Genomic DNA, 14,552 nt, shown 5'->3' on the forward strand with positions numbered 1-14,552 from the left:
ATTTGGACTGAAATGTACTTGCTCTTGATTGATTCTGAAGGTTTCACACATGACGACAGCAACCACTACCTCGTAACATAAGAAAATCGACTGGAGATACAGAGCAAAATGGCTTTATTGTAGGTGATAAAGTACGTCATAGACTCTTTGGTCTGAAGAAGTTGTGTAAATCGATGAAATTTATTTAGAGATTCTTTTCGAAAGTAAAGAGTAGCAACAAATATTGCTCCTAGAAAACTTGAAAAGATTACTGAAGTCTAATGTGAGCGTTACTAATATTGTTCAAAAAATCTAACTCTTTTTTTCAAGTTCAATCCGTTTTTTTAATCAGTAGGGGCTGTGAAAAAAGTCCCTTACAAAAGCCCATGAAATGACGAAATTCCGTTCATTTCACGGGCTTTTTTTGGGTAAAATAAAAGAAGTATAGGTAGCCACCCATACTTCCACTTTAATCCTGAAAGGACTAAACAAATGTATCCTAATTATAACATGAATCAACTTACATTGGACATCAGTACCTCATTCGAGCCAAAAGAAAATCACGTAGCCCTTTTTATCAACGAGTTAGTGGCATCTCTTCAAATCAAACAACCTTACCTTTTTGGAAGACCAAGAGAATATGATTTGGGTGCAATGATGAAGTTGGTTCTTTTTGCCTATACGAGAAAAACGTTTACTATTCGTAAGATTGATCGATTGGCAGAAGAAAATCTTTATGCCCGGTGGTAACACGGGGGTACCAAACTCATTGGAAATCCCTCTGATGGTTGCTACAAAAGGCTTCACGAGCATTCTTCAAAGATTCGATTTTTGTCAAAATTAGCTAAATAAAAAACCAAAAGACGTGTGAACGGACCGGCTGCCAGCGGCAGAGCCGAGTTCGTTTACACGTCTTTTTTGTGTTTTATCAAAAAAGAAACTTTTTCGAAATGAGGCGATTAAGGAGCAAATAGTTTAAGAATCTCTTACAAGTCAATTCAATTGCCTGTTGTTTCGAAAAATTGCCCTACTCAGATTGTAGTAGTAATGGAAGAGAAATCATCCATAAAGAAAATTATGAGAAATTCCACATTTTTTGGAAAATAGGGGGTTCCAAATTGTTCTTGTTAGTGAAGGGAGGAAATTTTATGCAACTGATTCGTGCACCCACTCTACTTTGTTTCAACCAATTAAAACAAAGACTAAATTCAAAATCAAAGGAGAAATACACATGTCAAAAAAATTAATGATCCAAAAAGGAACCAGTATCTCACTCAACGATTCAGAAACTGTCAATCTAGCCAGTCTACGTTTCGATCTCAAACAATTCAAACTCCCGCAACGTTTTGTTGTAGCCAAAAGTGATATTCAAATGCGGATGGAACGTGAACAGAACCATGTGGGCGAACGTGTAGAAACCGGGCTAATGACCCTCACCTTCAAAGTCTATGATCGGGCTTTTGTCGAACTGGTTCTGAATAACGGCGGAACAGAACTCGGCTCCCCGATTACCATTGTGGTCGAGCATCAAGAAGAATTACCCATTTTAGATAACTATGAAGACGGCGAGTTGATTCCCATTCGTTTTAATGGTTTAAATGTCTATCCCCGAAAAATTCAGAAAAAGTCATTTGTGGGAGAAGGTCAACCAATGATTGACACCTGGCAATTTGCAGCATTGAAAATCAGTGCCACCTCCTATCAACTAGGAGAAGTGAATGAACCAAACACACCGGCAAAGTAACGAATGTCTGATCGATTTTCTGCGTTTTTCATTACCGGATGCTTCGATGGAAAAAGTTGCGGACTTACTGGGAATTGCCCTTTCTGACTTTACTTCAGAAAAGAAAGGGAGTCCTTTTCCCACTTACGATTCTCACTATTCCTTTGCAGATATTATCATTCACCAAAGTGACCACCACCACAATCTCTTAGTAAACTTATCGGGTCAAGGGTGTCGCCAATACGAAGAATATATGTCTAGTGTGGAGGGTTGGCATTGGCAGAAATTCTTAGCCACCATTTTAAAAGCCAAAGGAACCATTACTCGTGCCGACTTGGCAATGGATTTATTTGACGGCTCCTCTCCTCCTGTATCTACTTTGCAAAAATACGTGAGGAACGGCCAACTCAGCTCTCAAAGCCGCCACTTTCGGGAAGTAAACAGTGGGCAACTACAGGAAGGCATTCTGACTGGTCATACGCTTTACATTGGCGCTCAGCCACAACTACTGCGGATTTATGACAAAAAGCAAGAAATACGCGATAAAACGGGAGAAATTGCCCAAGTCAACGAGTGGGTTCGCTGGGAATTGGAGTTAACCGATCAAAAAGCTCGGCAAGCCGTAAAAAAGCTTGCGAAAGGAATACCACTCAATACGGTAATTCGTGGCATTTTAGCTTCCCACTACAGCTTCAAGACCAAACCCAAAGGCCCCGTCAACTATCACAACAAAGCTCGTTGGCCGAACATGAAATGGTGGGATAAATTTGTGGGGGACATGCCCAAAATCCCCTTACGTGTAGTTCGTGAAAAGCCAACCTTTTCCAAGAAGAAAGCATGGTTAGAAAATGCCACTTCGAAATCGCTCGCCATGATTTATGAAGCTTTTCTACAAGCCTATGGCCCAGAACAAGCAGAAGTTTATTTGAGAGAATTACTAGCCAAAGGAAAAGAAAAATTCACGGAAACAGATCAGACCTTTATCGAACAAAAAATACTGGAATTGGAAAATGAAGATTCTTACTAGAGAAAGGAGGTTACCTATGCACGAAGTTCAATTTTTACTGAACGATGAGCAGATGAAACAGCTAGGAAATAGTGTTTACACACTTCTTCTAAACAATGTGAATCAAGTACGACAAGATACTGCGATCGACAAACGCTATTTAACCAAGAAAGAAACTTGCCAATATCTCCATATTGCGAACAACACTTTGGATAAATGGGTCGAACAAGGACTGCCAAAAATCACGATTCAAGGTGTTGTGCGTTTTGATCGGCAAGCTATAGACGAATGGCTCCATTGCTATACTCGCTAGAAGCGGTTTATAATCAGAACGTAGTCATTCCTACGTTCTGGTTTGCGTATAAGAAAGCAGGAAGGAACATGGCAATTACTAAACTGAAAAACAACCACTACAAATTGGAGGTGTTTTACCCCAAGGAGGTGCGACAAATTCTAGGTGTCACTACCGAACGCTACCGCAAAACATTTAGGACGAAAAAAGAAGCGGAACAAGCTGAAAAAGACCTGTCTCAAAAAATTCAACGTGTGCTTAATGAAAAGAGTGCTCGTTCATTTGAATTAAACGGGCATATCAAATTCAAAGAGTTTTATGAAACAGTTTGGTTGGATATGTATATCGCTGGTTCTACTGGACGATCTAGGCAAATACCAACTGCCACAACCATTAGCAATACGAAAGATGTCTTCCGTCTTCATATTCTACCGATGTTTGGTGAATATTCCATCAAGTTCTTAAACGACAATAAAGACTTTGTGCTTCGTGCTTTGATGAAAAAGTCCCAAATTTATGCCAATATCAAAATCATCAAAAGTTACGTCAACCAGATTTTTGATATTGCGGAGCTATTAGAGTATATCGAATACAATCGGATTGAAAAAGTGATTCGGTATGTGGGTGATCCTAAGAAACAGCAACTAAAGGCGGAACGTCAGCTAAACGGTGAAGCACTGACAGCCGAAGAATTGATTGATTGGTTAGACGCAGCGAATGAGGATTACAGCAATGGTTCTCTAATCATGCAAGACTATGTTCTCTTGATGCTAACGTTGAACCTAGGGGACCGCAAGAGCGAATCCTATGCCCTTCAGTGGAAGCATATTGATTTTGAAAATGGTTATGTCAGTTTGATTCAAAGTAAGGATAAGTTTGGCAATTTAAAATCCACAAAAGGGCGCAAAGCCACGAAGTTCAAGATTCCGACATTCCTTATTAAACTATTGAAAGAATGGAAGCAAAAACAAAAGGAAGAACTGCTACAGTTGGGCATTAAACAGACGAAAGAACAATTTCTTTTCACTTATGCCAATCGAAGTGGCGAAGTAAATATTCCGGTTCATGTGGATTACTTAAATTATCGGCTAAAATCCATTCGCCGAAGACATGAGGAACTGGTTCAGACAAACCCTCACAAACTACGCCATACCTTTAGTACGTTAGCTCGTGAAGGCGGTGCAACAATGGCGCAAATTTCTCAAGCCTTAACCCATTCGGATATCAAAACGACAGAAATATACGTTAATACCCCAAATGTTGTCGATCTTTCCACTTATGAAAAATTCGAGAAACGCCTAGATGAAGCTCGAAAAGCAAAATAAATAACTATTTAAAATAACAATCAAACAAACTAAAAAGAACGATTATATAGTGTCCGACCTAGGTCTTAAAAACAGCCAATTCAAAATCTCGTACATTTTTTCGTACCTAAGCGTACAAAAAAAGACACTTCCCCAAAATCGGAAAGTGCCAGAAACGTTGATATATAAAGGATATTAACGCTTAGAGAACTGTGAAGCTTTACGTGCTTTCTTAAGACCTGGTTTTTTACGTTCAACCATCCGAGCATCACGAGTAAGCAAGCCAGCGCGTTTTAATGCTCCGCGGAAGTCTGGGTCTACTTGTAATAATGCACGAGAGATACCGTGGCGGATTGCGCCAGATTGACCTGAGTAGCCACCACCGTTAACGTTTACGAAAACATCGTAAGCGCCTTTGGTTTCAGTTACTGCAAATGGTTGGTTAATTACTTCACGCAAGTCAGCGTGTGGAATGTATTCTTCAACAGTTTTGCTATTGACAGTGATTTTACCTGAGCCTGGTACTAAACGTACGCGGGCTACAGATTTTTTACGACGGCCTGTGCCGATATATTGAGCTTGTGCCAATGTAATTCCCTCCTTAGATTAAGTTCGTCAAGTCTAAAACTTCTGGTTGTTGAGCTGCATGGTTGTGCTCAGCGCCACCGTAGACGTGTAATTTAGTGAATTGTTGACGTCCTAAAGTGTTTTTAGGAAGCATCCCTTTAACAGAAGTTTCGATCAAGCGACGAGAATTGTTAGCACGTAATTCGCCTGCCGTTACGGATTTTAATCCGCCTGGGTAGTTGGAATGACGGTAGTAAATCTTGTCTGTAGCTTTTTTACCTGTTAATTTAATTTTGTCAGCGTTAATCACGATTACAAAATCGCCTGTATCCACATGAGGAGTGAATGTTGGTTTGTTTTTACCGCGTAGTACTGAAGCAACGACTGCTGATAAGCGTCCTAAAGGAATATCAGTTGCATCGACTACGTACCATTTACGTTCTACTTCGCCTGTTTTGGCCATATATGTTGTACGCACGTTTGTTTCCTCCAATTATTCGTTTAATGTTTGACATACACGTTGAGTTTCCGGGGCTCTTTGTGGGGCAAACAATACCATCTAACATGATACCGAATTATTACGGGGGTGTCAATCAAATTTCATGAAATAAGGAGGAAAATTCTCACTGCAAAGCCTGTGGTGACAAATTTATTTTTCCACAGCTGTTTTATCGCTTTATTTCGGGAAAAGATGTTGGTTCACTTCAGTAAAATATTCTTCATCCGTCATCCCATATTGCAAACTGGTCACCCATTGTCCTTCAAAAAAACGGGCTTTAGGAATGCGGGCTTCTAAGCGCAGTCCAACTTTTTCCATCACGCGGGCGGAATTGACATTTAATTCCAGACAGTCGGCATAGACGTGGACTAAACGTAAGGTGTTAAAGCTGAGGTCTAAAAGAGCGTGGCAGGCTTCTGGCATGATTCCTTGACCCCAATAGTCAGCATTTAAAGCGTAGCCGATTTCAGCTTGGCGATTTTCTTTGACGCGCAAGTCGATGGTGCCGATTAATTGATTCGTTTCTTTAAGGGCAATGGCAAATTTCCCTAAAGGTTCTTTGCCAAAATAATCAGCAGTTCGTTCTAGCGTGTCTGTCAAACTTTCATGAGGTGGAAAAATAAAGCGCGTGTTACTGGTACTCTTAGCGTAACGATAAATGTCGGGGGCATCCCCTAACGTCACCGGGCGCAAAATAAGGCGCTGCGTTTCTAGATGACTATGTTGGGCTAACAAATAATTTATTTTCATGGGGGAAAAAATTTCTTCCATCTTGTTCACAACCTTTTAGATAATTTTTATCAGCATAGACTAAATTTATTTTTTTGACAACTGCTAGTGTCAGGTAACTTTTTCAACTTTTTTTCCCCTATGCTATAATAATGAGTGTAACCGATGATTAAAGGAGGTGGTCTTTTGAGCGAGGATGTCACACAACGGGTCTTACAAGGGATAAACGGTGCGCCGCAACTAAAAGTCGACGAAAAAAATCGTTACCTGAGTAACTTTAAAGAGCGGGTCATTTTTACCGTAGCCAATCAAGAGTTAAGCAATGGTCGAGTCACCAAGCTGGTGGCCCAAGAAGTTGCGCAATATCCAGACGGTCAGTTTTATTTCAATGGGCAAATGTCTAGCGAGCTACAAGGGACGTGGATTGCGCTTGCCACCACTCACCACCGTCCTTTCACCATTATTAATAATCACGTTTCTTCAGAGGCGACAGCGTTAGGTGTGGTCTATGCTGGTTTGACCGCCATAGATTTACCTACAGTTGCCCTCTTAGAAAAATATCCAGTGGAAACTCCGCCGACAAAAAAAGATTCGGTTAAAGAAGACGAAAGTTTTTGGTCACGCTTATTCCACTAAGGAGGAATTAGAATGGATAAAATTGCTTTACGGAGAGATTTAGCCACGGCCTTGACCCTCCACATTCATCTTTTGCAAGAGGTAGAAGAAATCTCAGAGGAAAACATGGAAGCTTTCACCTTTATGATGCGGAGCTTTGGTTTTATGTTGGACCGCGCACCAGCTGTCTTGTATGAAGAAAAAGATGAAGATGATCTCAACTACATGATGTTCCAGTACTATAGTTTGTTAACTGAGCTGAAGTACAATATTTTAATGAGCTTTCCTTACGCGACTTTAAATGGTCGCCGCTTGTTGGAACTGGCTGAAGATTTCCCTACCACCTACGAAAAAGAATTAAAAAATTGGTGGGAAGAAAAGACTGGTCTACACATTGAAGAAACAAAACAAACTATTTTAATTGAAGATTTTTCTTATTAAACAGTACAAATGACTCGTCTTCCCACTTACGGGAGGCGAGTTTTTTTGTCTTGACACTTTTTAGAGACAATGTGAAATAGTTATTTTAAAAATTATTTATTCCGCCGTTTGTTAAGTAAGACGTTTAATCTACAGGCCTTGATTTTCTCATGATAATCTCACAATGTTCGGAATTTATCCCCTTACATTTTTCTCACAAAAATTATTCAGCGATTCACATGGAACAGCTTTCTTTAAGAATTATGAGTATCTCCGGCTGATTCTCTTCAATTTTTTATAATCTCCTTTTAAGATTGTAGGGTATAATATATTCAGTTACTAAATTTTTATGGCGGAGGTCTAGAGTTTAGTAATTTTTTCCAAAAAAATTTGATAATTGGGGTCGTCGTATGATTGAAGTAAACAACTTACAAAAGGTCTATGAAAATGGCTTTGAAGCGTTAAAATCCGTAAACTTTTCCATTGAAAAAGGGGATTTAGTTTGTCTATTGGGTCCTAGTGGTTGCGGCAAGTCGACTATTTTAAATTTAATTGCCGGACTTTTAACGCCTAGTGCTGGCGATATTAAGTTTGCCGGAGAATCCATCGTCAAAACGGAACCAAAAGATCGCAACATCGGCTTTGTTTTCCAAAACTATGCCTTGTATCCACATATGTCAGTGGAACAAAACGTCATGTTTCCTTTAACTGTCGGCAATAAAAAAGTGCCGAAAGAACAAGCGCGGGCTGCCGCTGATAAATTTATGCGCCTCACTAACATCGAGGACTTGAAAGATAAAAAGCCAGGCACTTTATCTGGTGGGCAACAACAACGGGTGGCTATCACGCGGGCACTAGTGCAAAATCCACAAGTTCTTTTACTAGATGAACCTTTAAGTAACTTAGATGCACGTTTGCGTTTACGGATTCGGGAAGAAATTCGCCGTTTAGTCAAAGAAGTGGGCATTACCACGATCTTCGTAACCCACGACCAAGAAGAGGCTTTGTCCATCAGTGATAAAATCATCTTGTTAAATGAAGGGGTCATTCAACAAAACGACGATCCACAAAATTTATATTTAGAGCCAGCCAACTTATTCGTAGCCCAATTTATTGGCAATCCAATTATTAATATCTTGCCAATGCGCTTGGAAAAGGGCGTCTTCCATCACGATAACATCGCCATCCCGCAAGAACGTTTTGTCACGGAGCGCTTTAAAGCCGAAGTAAAAGACGGCAACTATTTCTTAGGGATTCGTCCGGAAGATGTTTTACCAGTAGACGGCATTGGGGCCTTTGCGGCTGTGATTGACGGTGTCGAATTAATCGGACGAGAACGAATTTTAAAATTCGACCTAGGAATTGAACACATGAAAGCCATCGTCAGTGTGGAAGACGCCATCGAAGAAGGGGCTAACTTAAACTTTGACCTGGCGTATCATAAAGCCTTCCTCTTTGACGAAAGCGGAAAGCGAGTCTACTAAGATGAAACGAAGCTATAATCCAGAAAATCAACCGAAAGCGTGGCTCTTCCTTCTTCCCGCGTTAATCGTGATTGCGATTTTTAGTATTTATCCCCTCTTCCGCTCCTTGTACATGAGTTTTTTGCGGGGACCATTGATTAATCAAAGTTGGACAGGGATTGATAACTACAAGCAAGTATTGCAAGATCCCGTCTTTTATAAAGCCATGGGAAACACCGCCCTCTTTGCTTTTACCGTGGTACCCATTGCCTTAATTATTTCCATCGCCTTAGCGTGGATTATTTTTGAAAAAGTAAAACACAAAAGTTTTTTTGAAACGATTTTCTTCATGCCTTATGTCACCAGTACCATTGCCATCGGGATTGTCTTCCGTTACTTCTTTAACGGCTCCTATGGTTTAATCAACTATGCTTTAGGTTTTCTAGGAATTGCGCCGATTAACTGGTTAGATAACGTCCACATGAGCATGACCACTTTAATTATCTTTGGTGTTTGGTCTAGTCTCGCTTTCAACATTATTATTTTGTTAGGGGGCTTTCGGAACATTGATCCTGAGCATTACAAAATTGCTAAAATGTTTGGCGCTAAAGACGGCGAAATTTTTTGGCGCATTACTTTCCCCCAACTAATTCCCACCATTACTTTCTTATTACTAGTCAACATCATTAGTTCCTTTAAAGTGTATACACAAGTGTACGCCTTGTTTAACGGCCAACCAGGGTTAGCTAAAAGTGCCACCACTGCGGTGTACTACATTTACGACAAGTTCATCGTTTCCGGCCGTCCCGGGATTGCCATGGCGGCTACCGTTATCTTATTCTTAGTCATCTTAGTCATTACCTTTATTCAAAATAAAATCATGAAGAAATTGGGGGATTACTAAAATGAAAAAAGTACTCACCATTGTGGCTTATATCTTTTTAATTTTATTAGCCATCATTACTGTCTTTCCTTTCATTTACATGATTTTAGCTGGCCTCATGACCTTCCGGGAAGCGACTAGCATTCCGCCAACTTTGATTCCAGCCAGCTTCCAATGGCAAAACTACACTGAAGTCTTCAGTAAAGCACCTTTCTTACAATACTTCATTAACACCGTGGCTGTTTCTGCCATTACCACGATTGCGACGCTAATTACTTCTCTACTAGCGGCGTTTGCTTTAACGAGCTTGAACTTTAAGTTTAAAGGCGTGGTGATTGCCATCATGATTTCTTTATTGATGGTGCCTTACGAATCCATCATCTTTACCAATTACAACACGATTTCTAAAATGGGCCTTTTAAACTCTTACCCGGCGTTAATTATTCCTTTCTTAACTAGTATCTTTTATATTTACTACTTAAACACGTACCTAAGAAGCATCTCTTCCACCTTTTATAAAGCCGCTAAAATTGACGGCGCTAGTGATTTAGAATACATTCGCAAGATTTTGATTCCTATGTCAAAACCTGCTTTAGTAACGGTGGGAATTTTAACTTTCATTTCCAGTTGGAATTCTTTCTTGTGGCCGTTACTAGTCACCAACGAAAAGAAATACCGTTTATTAAACAATGGGTTATCGGCCTTCACCACCGAAAGTGGCAACGATGTCCACTTACAATTAGCTGCAGCGACGTTAACCGTTATTCCTATTTTGATTATCTATTTAGTCTTTAGAAAAGAAATTATTCGAGGAGTGGCAAAAAATGGTCTCAAAGGGTAAAACTAGCGTTACTTTTCATAGTGGCGTTTTAACCATCGGCGGTACCGTCGTAGAAATTGCTTACGAAGATGCCCATATCTTTTTCGACTTTGGTACCGAGTTTCGACCAGAATTAAATTTACCAAATGACGACTTACAGACTTTAGTCGACAATCGTCTGGTGCCCCAACTGAAAAATATTTATGATCCGCGCCTCAGCTATACCTATGAAGGCGACGAAGAAAAAACGTTTGCCCATACGGCCGTCTTCTTGTCCCACGCGCATTTAGATCATTCTCGCATGGTGAACTACTTAGATCCTGCGATTCCCATGTATACCATGGCAGAAACGGCAGCCATCTTACGCTCTTTAAATCGCAATGGCGACTTTTTAATTCCGAGTCCTTTTGAAAAACAAAATTTCGTCCGGGAAATGATTGGCTTAAAAGCCCATGACGTCGTTCAGGTGGGGAAAATTTCCATTGAAATCTTCCCTGTCGACCACGATGCTTATGGGGCGGCAGCGTTAATTATTCAAACACCAGATACGCAAATTACTTACACCGGTGACTTGCGCTTACACGGCTATGATGCAGAAGATACTTTAAATTTTTGTGTCGCTGCCCGCCATACGGATTGCTTAATTATGGAAGGCGTTAGCATTAGCTTCCCTGAGCGGGAAAAAGATGACGCGACCCCAGAAATTGCTAGTGAACAAGACTTGATTGCTAAAATGAAAGAAATCGTCTTAGCTAATCCTGAGCGCCAATTGACCTTTAACGGTTATCCCGCCAACGTCAAACGCTTTTTAGAAATTGTTCGCAACATCCCCCGCCAAGTAGTTTTAGAAGCCAATATGGCGGCGCTTTTGAAAGAAGTTTTTCAAGTGGATGTTCCTTACTATTATGCGAATCCTCAACAAGCGCCAATCCCGCTTTTAGATGCGACATTGGCACTGCCTTATCCTACGCTATTAGCAGACACGAACAAATATTTCTGGCAAGTAGTGGACCATTTTGAAAACTTGCAGACTGGGGGACTTTACATCCATAGCGATGCCCAACCCCTCGGGGACTTTGATCCCCACTACCAAATTTTTCTCGACTTGTTAGCGGCACACAGCATCGAATTCGTGCGGCTAGCTTGCTCCGGTCATGCGGTACCCAACGATTTAAATAAAATCGTCGCTTTGATCGAGCCTAAACTTTTGATTCCAATCCATTCGTACCATCCAGAACTTTTGGAGAATCCGTTTGGTGAAAGAATACTTCCGCAACGCGGAGAAAAAATACTTTTTTAAAGGAGAGTCAAAATGAAGTTCAAAAAATTGGCAGGTCTTATGTTGGTTGCCTCTGCTGCCCTAGCCTTAGGTGCATGTGGAAATTCCAAAGATTCAGATAAAGGGAGCGCAGATAAGAGTGATATCGTTACGGATGTAACAGAAGATACCACAATTACTTTCTGGCATGCCATGAACGGCGCGCAAGAAGAAGCGTTAACAAAATTAACGGACGATTTCATGGCCGCTAATCCCAAAATCAAAGTAGAATTGCAAAACCAAGGTTCCTACGGCGATATGCAAGCCAAAATTACTTCGACAATGCAATCACCAAAAGATTTACCAACGATTACCCAAGCTTACCCAGGTTGGTTATGGGATGCTTCCCAAGGAGATTTGTTAGTTGATCTTGGGGAATACATGGATAACGATAAAATTGGTTGGGGCGACCAAGCTCCTATCAAAGAAGATTTATTAGCTGGCGCCCAAATTGAAGGCACACAATATGGTATGCCTTTCAACAAATCAACAGAAGCACTATTCTACAACCAAGATATTTTGACTGAATATGGCGTTGAAGTGCCAACAAACTTAGATGAATTAAAAGAAGCTTCAAAAACTATTTACGAAAAATCTGACGGTAAAGTAACTGGTGTTGGTTTTGACTCCTTAAATAACTACTACGTTATCGGCTTGAAAAACCAAGACGAAGACTTTACAAAAGATTTAGATATCGCTGACGATGCTTCTAAAGAAGTCATCAACTACTACGCTGAAGGCGTCAAAGACGGTTACTTCCGGATTGCCGGTTCTGATGGCTACCTTTCTGGTCCATTTGCCAACGGTCAAGTGGCAATGTTTGTAGGTTCTACCGCTGGTGAATCTTATGTGGCTAAAGATGCAACGTTTGAATACGGTGTTGCTCCTCGTCCAGAAAAAATTAACATCCAACAAGGTACTGATCTTTACATGTTCACTTCCGCCGATGCTAACCAACGGACAGCAGCTTACTTGTTAATGAAATACTTAACTTCTGAAGATGCACAATTATACTGGGCGCAAAACACTGGTTACATGCCTGTTTTAGATAAAGTTATCGAATCTGATGCTTATCAAAAATCTGAAAACACTAAAATCCCTGCTATCTTAGCAGAAAACACCGAGCATTTAACTTCTATTCCGGTGAAACAAAACGCTGACGCTGCTTATAACGAAATGAAAGCCATCATGGAAAACATTTTATCTAACCCAACACAAGATGTAGATAAAATGATTGAAGATGGCAAAGCTTCCCTAGACAGCGCTTGGAATCAATAAGCTTGAACTAAGGAAAAACCGTTGGCTACTCGCCAACGGTTTTTTATTTTGCCAGCCTTTGGTAAAATGAAAGTGAAACCTAAAGAAGTGAGGAAGACCAATGGAATTAAAAATTTTAGCTACGAGTGATATGCACGGTTACTTAAATCCTACTAACTTTGCAGAAAGAAATTTATCTTTACCTTTTGGCACGACACGCGTTGCCAGTTTATTTAAAGCAGTGCGGCAAAAAGCTACTGGTCCAGTTGTTGCTATTGAAAATGGCGACTTTATTCAAGGCTCCCCCTTAAGTTATTACGTCGCCAAAATGCCCCACCATGAAGTGAACACTTTAACCCAAGTCATTAATCGACTGCACTACGACTGTGGAATTATCGGCAATCACGAGTTTAACTATGGCTTACCGTATTTAAAAGCGGCTTTAAAGAGCTACCAACATCCTGTAGTCTGCGCTAATTTATTAAACGATCAAGGCGAACCTTTCTTTGGTCAGCCTTATTATCTATTAGAAAAAGAAGGCGTGAAAATTGCCGTCTTAGGTCTGACTACCCAATACATTCCCCATTGGGAACAACCTGCCACAATTCAAGGGATTACCTTTGAAAGCATCGTCACGTGTGCGAAACGTTACGTCCCTCAATTGCGAAAACTAGCGGATGTGGTGATTGTCGCCTACCATGGGGGCTTTGAACGCGACTTAAACGACGGCGAGCCTACCGAAGCATTAACTGGCGAAAACGAAGGCTACGCGTTACTGAAAGAAGTACCTGGAATTGACGCTTTAGTTACTGGACACCAACATCGGGAAATTGCTACCAAACTTTTTGGCGTGCCGGTAATTCAACCAGGCTACCGCGGTGCTTTTGTAGGAGAAATTACCTTACAACTAAAAAAAACAGCGCAAGGGTACGCCGTAACGGATAGTTCTAGCCAATTGTTAGCCACCAAAGACTACGCGCCAGATGCTGAACTAGTGGCAAGTATCGCAGAACTAAGTAGCGAGGTAGAAACTTGGTTAGATCAACCTTGCGGAAAAGTTGAAGGTGACATGTTGATTCACGACCCGATGGCCGCTCGTTTAACGGAACATCCTTACATTGAGTTGATTAATAAAGTCCAAATGGCAGCTTCAGGTGCCAAAATTTCCGGTGCAGCCCTTTTCAACAATGAAGGACGCGGCTTTAATCCCACCATCACCATGCGAGATATTATCACCAACTATATTTATCCGAACACTTTGGCGGTCCTAAAAATTTCTGGGGCCGATTTAAAAGCTGCCCTAGAAAAAACCGCCACCTTCTTAAGCTTAGTAGATGGACAAGTCATCTTCAATCCCCGCTACGTCAATCCGAAGCCCCAATACTATAACTATGACATGTATGAAGGCATCGAGTATACTATCGATTTACGCTTGCCAGAAGGTCAACGAGTTACGCGCTTAATGTTTGACAGCGCCCCAGTAGAGCCCACTGCCAGCTATGAAGTAGTCATGAATCAATACCGTGGCGTTGGTGGGGGCAACTACGCAATGTTTTCCCCAACTAAAATCGTCAAAGAAATCCAAGTCGATATGACGGAATTGATTGCCGAATACTTGAAAAAACACCCCGTAATCGAAGCTACCGTCAATAACAATTTCACTATTTTATTTTAAAA

At 40.8% G+C, this 14,552-nt stretch carries 15 protein-coding genes and 1 pseudogene; 13 read left to right on the top strand and 3 right to left on the bottom strand.

The annotated features are described in order from the left end of the window. Positions 1–471 precede the first annotated feature (471 nt). From FFM57_RS02530 to FFM57_RS02550, 5 genes and pseudogenes are all read left to right on the top strand, one after another. Positions 472–726, top strand: a pseudogene (locus FFM57_RS02530) (transposase); the annotation flags it as partial. 484 nt (positions 727–1,210) lie between these two features. Beyond that, positions 1,211–1,723 carry a hypothetical protein gene (locus FFM57_RS02535; RefSeq protein WP_137598938.1) on the top strand — a complete coding sequence of 171 codons (513 nt, stop codon included), beginning with the start codon at positions 1,211–1,213 and terminating at the stop codon, positions 1,721–1,723. Next, the gene (locus tag FFM57_RS02540) at positions 1,698–2,729 is read left to right on the top strand and encodes a replication initiation factor domain-containing protein (protein WP_137598939.1); all 1,032 of its coding nucleotides are present in this window, start codon (positions 1,698–1,700) and stop codon (positions 2,727–2,729) included. The genes FFM57_RS02535 and FFM57_RS02540 overlap by 26 nt, the downstream gene beginning before the upstream one ends. A 16-nt stretch (positions 2,730–2,745) precedes the next feature. Further along, positions 2,746–3,021 carry a helix-turn-helix domain-containing protein gene (locus FFM57_RS02545; protein ID WP_048603186.1) on the top strand — a complete coding sequence of 92 codons (276 nt, stop codon included), beginning with the start codon at positions 2,746–2,748 and terminating at the stop codon, positions 3,019–3,021. Positions 3,022–3,089: 68 nt separating this feature from the next. Further along, positions 3,090–4,325, top strand: coding sequence for a tyrosine-type recombinase/integrase (locus FFM57_RS02550; protein ID WP_137598940.1), 1,236 nt, complete (start codon positions 3,090–3,092; stop codon positions 4,323–4,325). A 174-nt stretch (positions 4,326–4,499) separates the two neighbouring features. On the opposite strand, the gene rpsI is transcribed toward FFM57_RS02550, so the two are convergent. The 3 genes from rpsI to FFM57_RS02565 all read right to left on the bottom strand — a co-directional run bounded on the left by rpsI (position 4,500) and on the right by FFM57_RS02565 (position 6,141). Further along, entirely contained in the window at positions 4,500–4,892 is a 393-nt protein-coding gene (gene rpsI, locus FFM57_RS02555; protein ID WP_137598941.1) for a 30S ribosomal protein S9, read from the bottom strand. A gap of 13 nt (positions 4,893–4,905) precedes the next feature. Continuing rightward, positions 4,906–5,334: a 50S ribosomal protein L13 gene (gene rplM, locus FFM57_RS02560; RefSeq protein WP_307722992.1), complete on the bottom strand. Its 429-nt coding sequence runs from the start codon at positions 5,332–5,334 to the stop codon at positions 4,906–4,908. A gap of 213 nt (positions 5,335–5,547) precedes the next feature. Further along, the gene (locus FFM57_RS02565; protein ID WP_137598943.1) at positions 5,548–6,141 is read right to left on the bottom strand and encodes a GNAT family N-acetyltransferase; all 594 of its coding nucleotides are present in this window, start codon (positions 6,139–6,141) and stop codon (positions 5,548–5,550) included. Positions 6,142–6,285: 144 nt separating this feature from the next. Between FFM57_RS02565 and FFM57_RS02570 the strand changes: the two genes are divergently transcribed. The 8 genes from FFM57_RS02570 to FFM57_RS02605 all read left to right on the top strand — a co-directional run bounded on the left by FFM57_RS02570 (position 6,286) and on the right by FFM57_RS02605 (position 14,550). Continuing rightward, positions 6,286–6,735, top strand: coding sequence for a DUF1694 domain-containing protein (locus FFM57_RS02570; protein ID WP_170999862.1), 450 nt, complete (start codon positions 6,286–6,288; stop codon positions 6,733–6,735). Positions 6,736–6,747: 12 nt separating this feature from the next. Beyond that, positions 6,748–7,155: a hypothetical protein gene (locus FFM57_RS02575; RefSeq protein ID WP_137598945.1), complete on the top strand. Its 408-nt coding sequence runs from the start codon at positions 6,748–6,750 to the stop codon at positions 7,153–7,155. Positions 7,156–7,544: 389 nt separating this feature from the next. Then, the gene (locus FFM57_RS02580) at positions 7,545–8,618 is read left to right on the top strand and encodes an ABC transporter ATP-binding protein (protein ID WP_137598946.1); all 1,074 of its coding nucleotides are present in this window, start codon (positions 7,545–7,547) and stop codon (positions 8,616–8,618) included. Position 8,619: 1 nt separating this feature from the next. Next, positions 8,620–9,501, top strand: coding sequence for a carbohydrate ABC transporter permease (locus tag FFM57_RS02585; protein ID WP_137598947.1), 882 nt, complete (start codon positions 8,620–8,622; stop codon positions 9,499–9,501). Between the two features lies 1 nt (position 9,502). After that, positions 9,503–10,321 (top strand): carbohydrate ABC transporter permease, encoded by an 819-nt coding sequence (locus FFM57_RS02590; protein WP_137598948.1) that lies wholly within the window; start codon positions 9,503–9,505, stop codon positions 10,319–10,321. Beyond that, complete coding sequence (locus tag FFM57_RS02595) at positions 10,305–11,600, top strand: MBL fold metallo-hydrolase (protein WP_137598949.1); 1,296 nt, start codon at positions 10,305–10,307, stop codon at positions 11,598–11,600. The genes FFM57_RS02590 and FFM57_RS02595 overlap by 17 nt, the downstream gene beginning before the upstream one ends. A 12-nt stretch (positions 11,601–11,612) precedes the next feature. After that, a complete protein-coding gene (locus tag FFM57_RS02600) occupies positions 11,613–12,896 on the top strand; it encodes an extracellular solute-binding protein (RefSeq protein ID WP_137598950.1) in 1,284 nt (427 codons plus the stop codon). A gap of 100 nt (positions 12,897–12,996) precedes the next feature. Further along, a complete protein-coding gene (locus FFM57_RS02605) occupies positions 12,997–14,550 on the top strand; it encodes a bifunctional metallophosphatase/5'-nucleotidase (RefSeq protein ID WP_137598951.1) in 1,554 nt (517 codons plus the stop codon). The last annotated feature ends 2 nt before the right edge of the window (positions 14,551–14,552 follow it).

The organism is Enterococcus nangangensis, assembly GCF_005405245.1.
Classification (GTDB): Bacteria; Bacillota; Bacilli; order Lactobacillales; family Enterococcaceae; genus Enterococcus_J; species Enterococcus_J nangangensis.

Coding starts and splice junctions, on each gene's coding strand:
- FFM57_RS02580 (WP_137598946.1), top strand. CDS start 7,545: ATGATTGAAGTAAACAACTTACAAAAGGTCTATGAAAATGGCTTTGAA.
- FFM57_RS02595 (WP_137598949.1), top strand. CDS start 10,305: ATGGTCTCAAAGGGTAAAACTAGCGTTACTTTTCATAGTGGCGTTTTA.
- FFM57_RS02605 (WP_137598951.1), top strand. CDS start 12,997: ATGGAATTAAAAATTTTAGCTACGAGTGATATGCACGGTTACTTAAAT.
- FFM57_RS02575 (WP_137598945.1), top strand. CDS start 6,748: ATGGATAAAATTGCTTTACGGAGAGATTTAGCCACGGCCTTGACCCTC.
- FFM57_RS02550 (WP_137598940.1), top strand. CDS start 3,090: ATGGCAATTACTAAACTGAAAAACAACCACTACAAATTGGAGGTGTTT.
- FFM57_RS02590 (WP_137598948.1), top strand. CDS start 9,503: ATGAAAAAAGTACTCACCATTGTGGCTTATATCTTTTTAATTTTATTA.
- FFM57_RS02600 (WP_137598950.1), top strand. CDS start 11,613: ATGAAGTTCAAAAAATTGGCAGGTCTTATGTTGGTTGCCTCTGCTGCC.
- FFM57_RS02545 (WP_048603186.1), top strand. CDS start 2,746: ATGCACGAAGTTCAATTTTTACTGAACGATGAGCAGATGAAACAGCTA.
- FFM57_RS02535 (WP_137598938.1), top strand. CDS start 1,211: ATGTCAAAAAAATTAATGATCCAAAAAGGAACCAGTATCTCACTCAAC.
- FFM57_RS02585 (WP_137598947.1), top strand. CDS start 8,620: ATGAAACGAAGCTATAATCCAGAAAATCAACCGAAAGCGTGGCTCTTC.
- FFM57_RS02540 (WP_137598939.1), top strand. CDS start 1,698: ATGAACCAAACACACCGGCAAAGTAACGAATGTCTGATCGATTTTCTG.
- FFM57_RS02565 (WP_137598943.1), bottom strand. CDS start 6,141: ATGGAAGAAATTTTTTCCCCCATGAAAATAAATTATTTGTTAGCCCAA.
- rplM (WP_307722992.1), bottom strand. CDS start 5,334: ATGGCCAAAACAGGCGAAGTAGAACGTAAATGGTACGTAGTCGATGCA.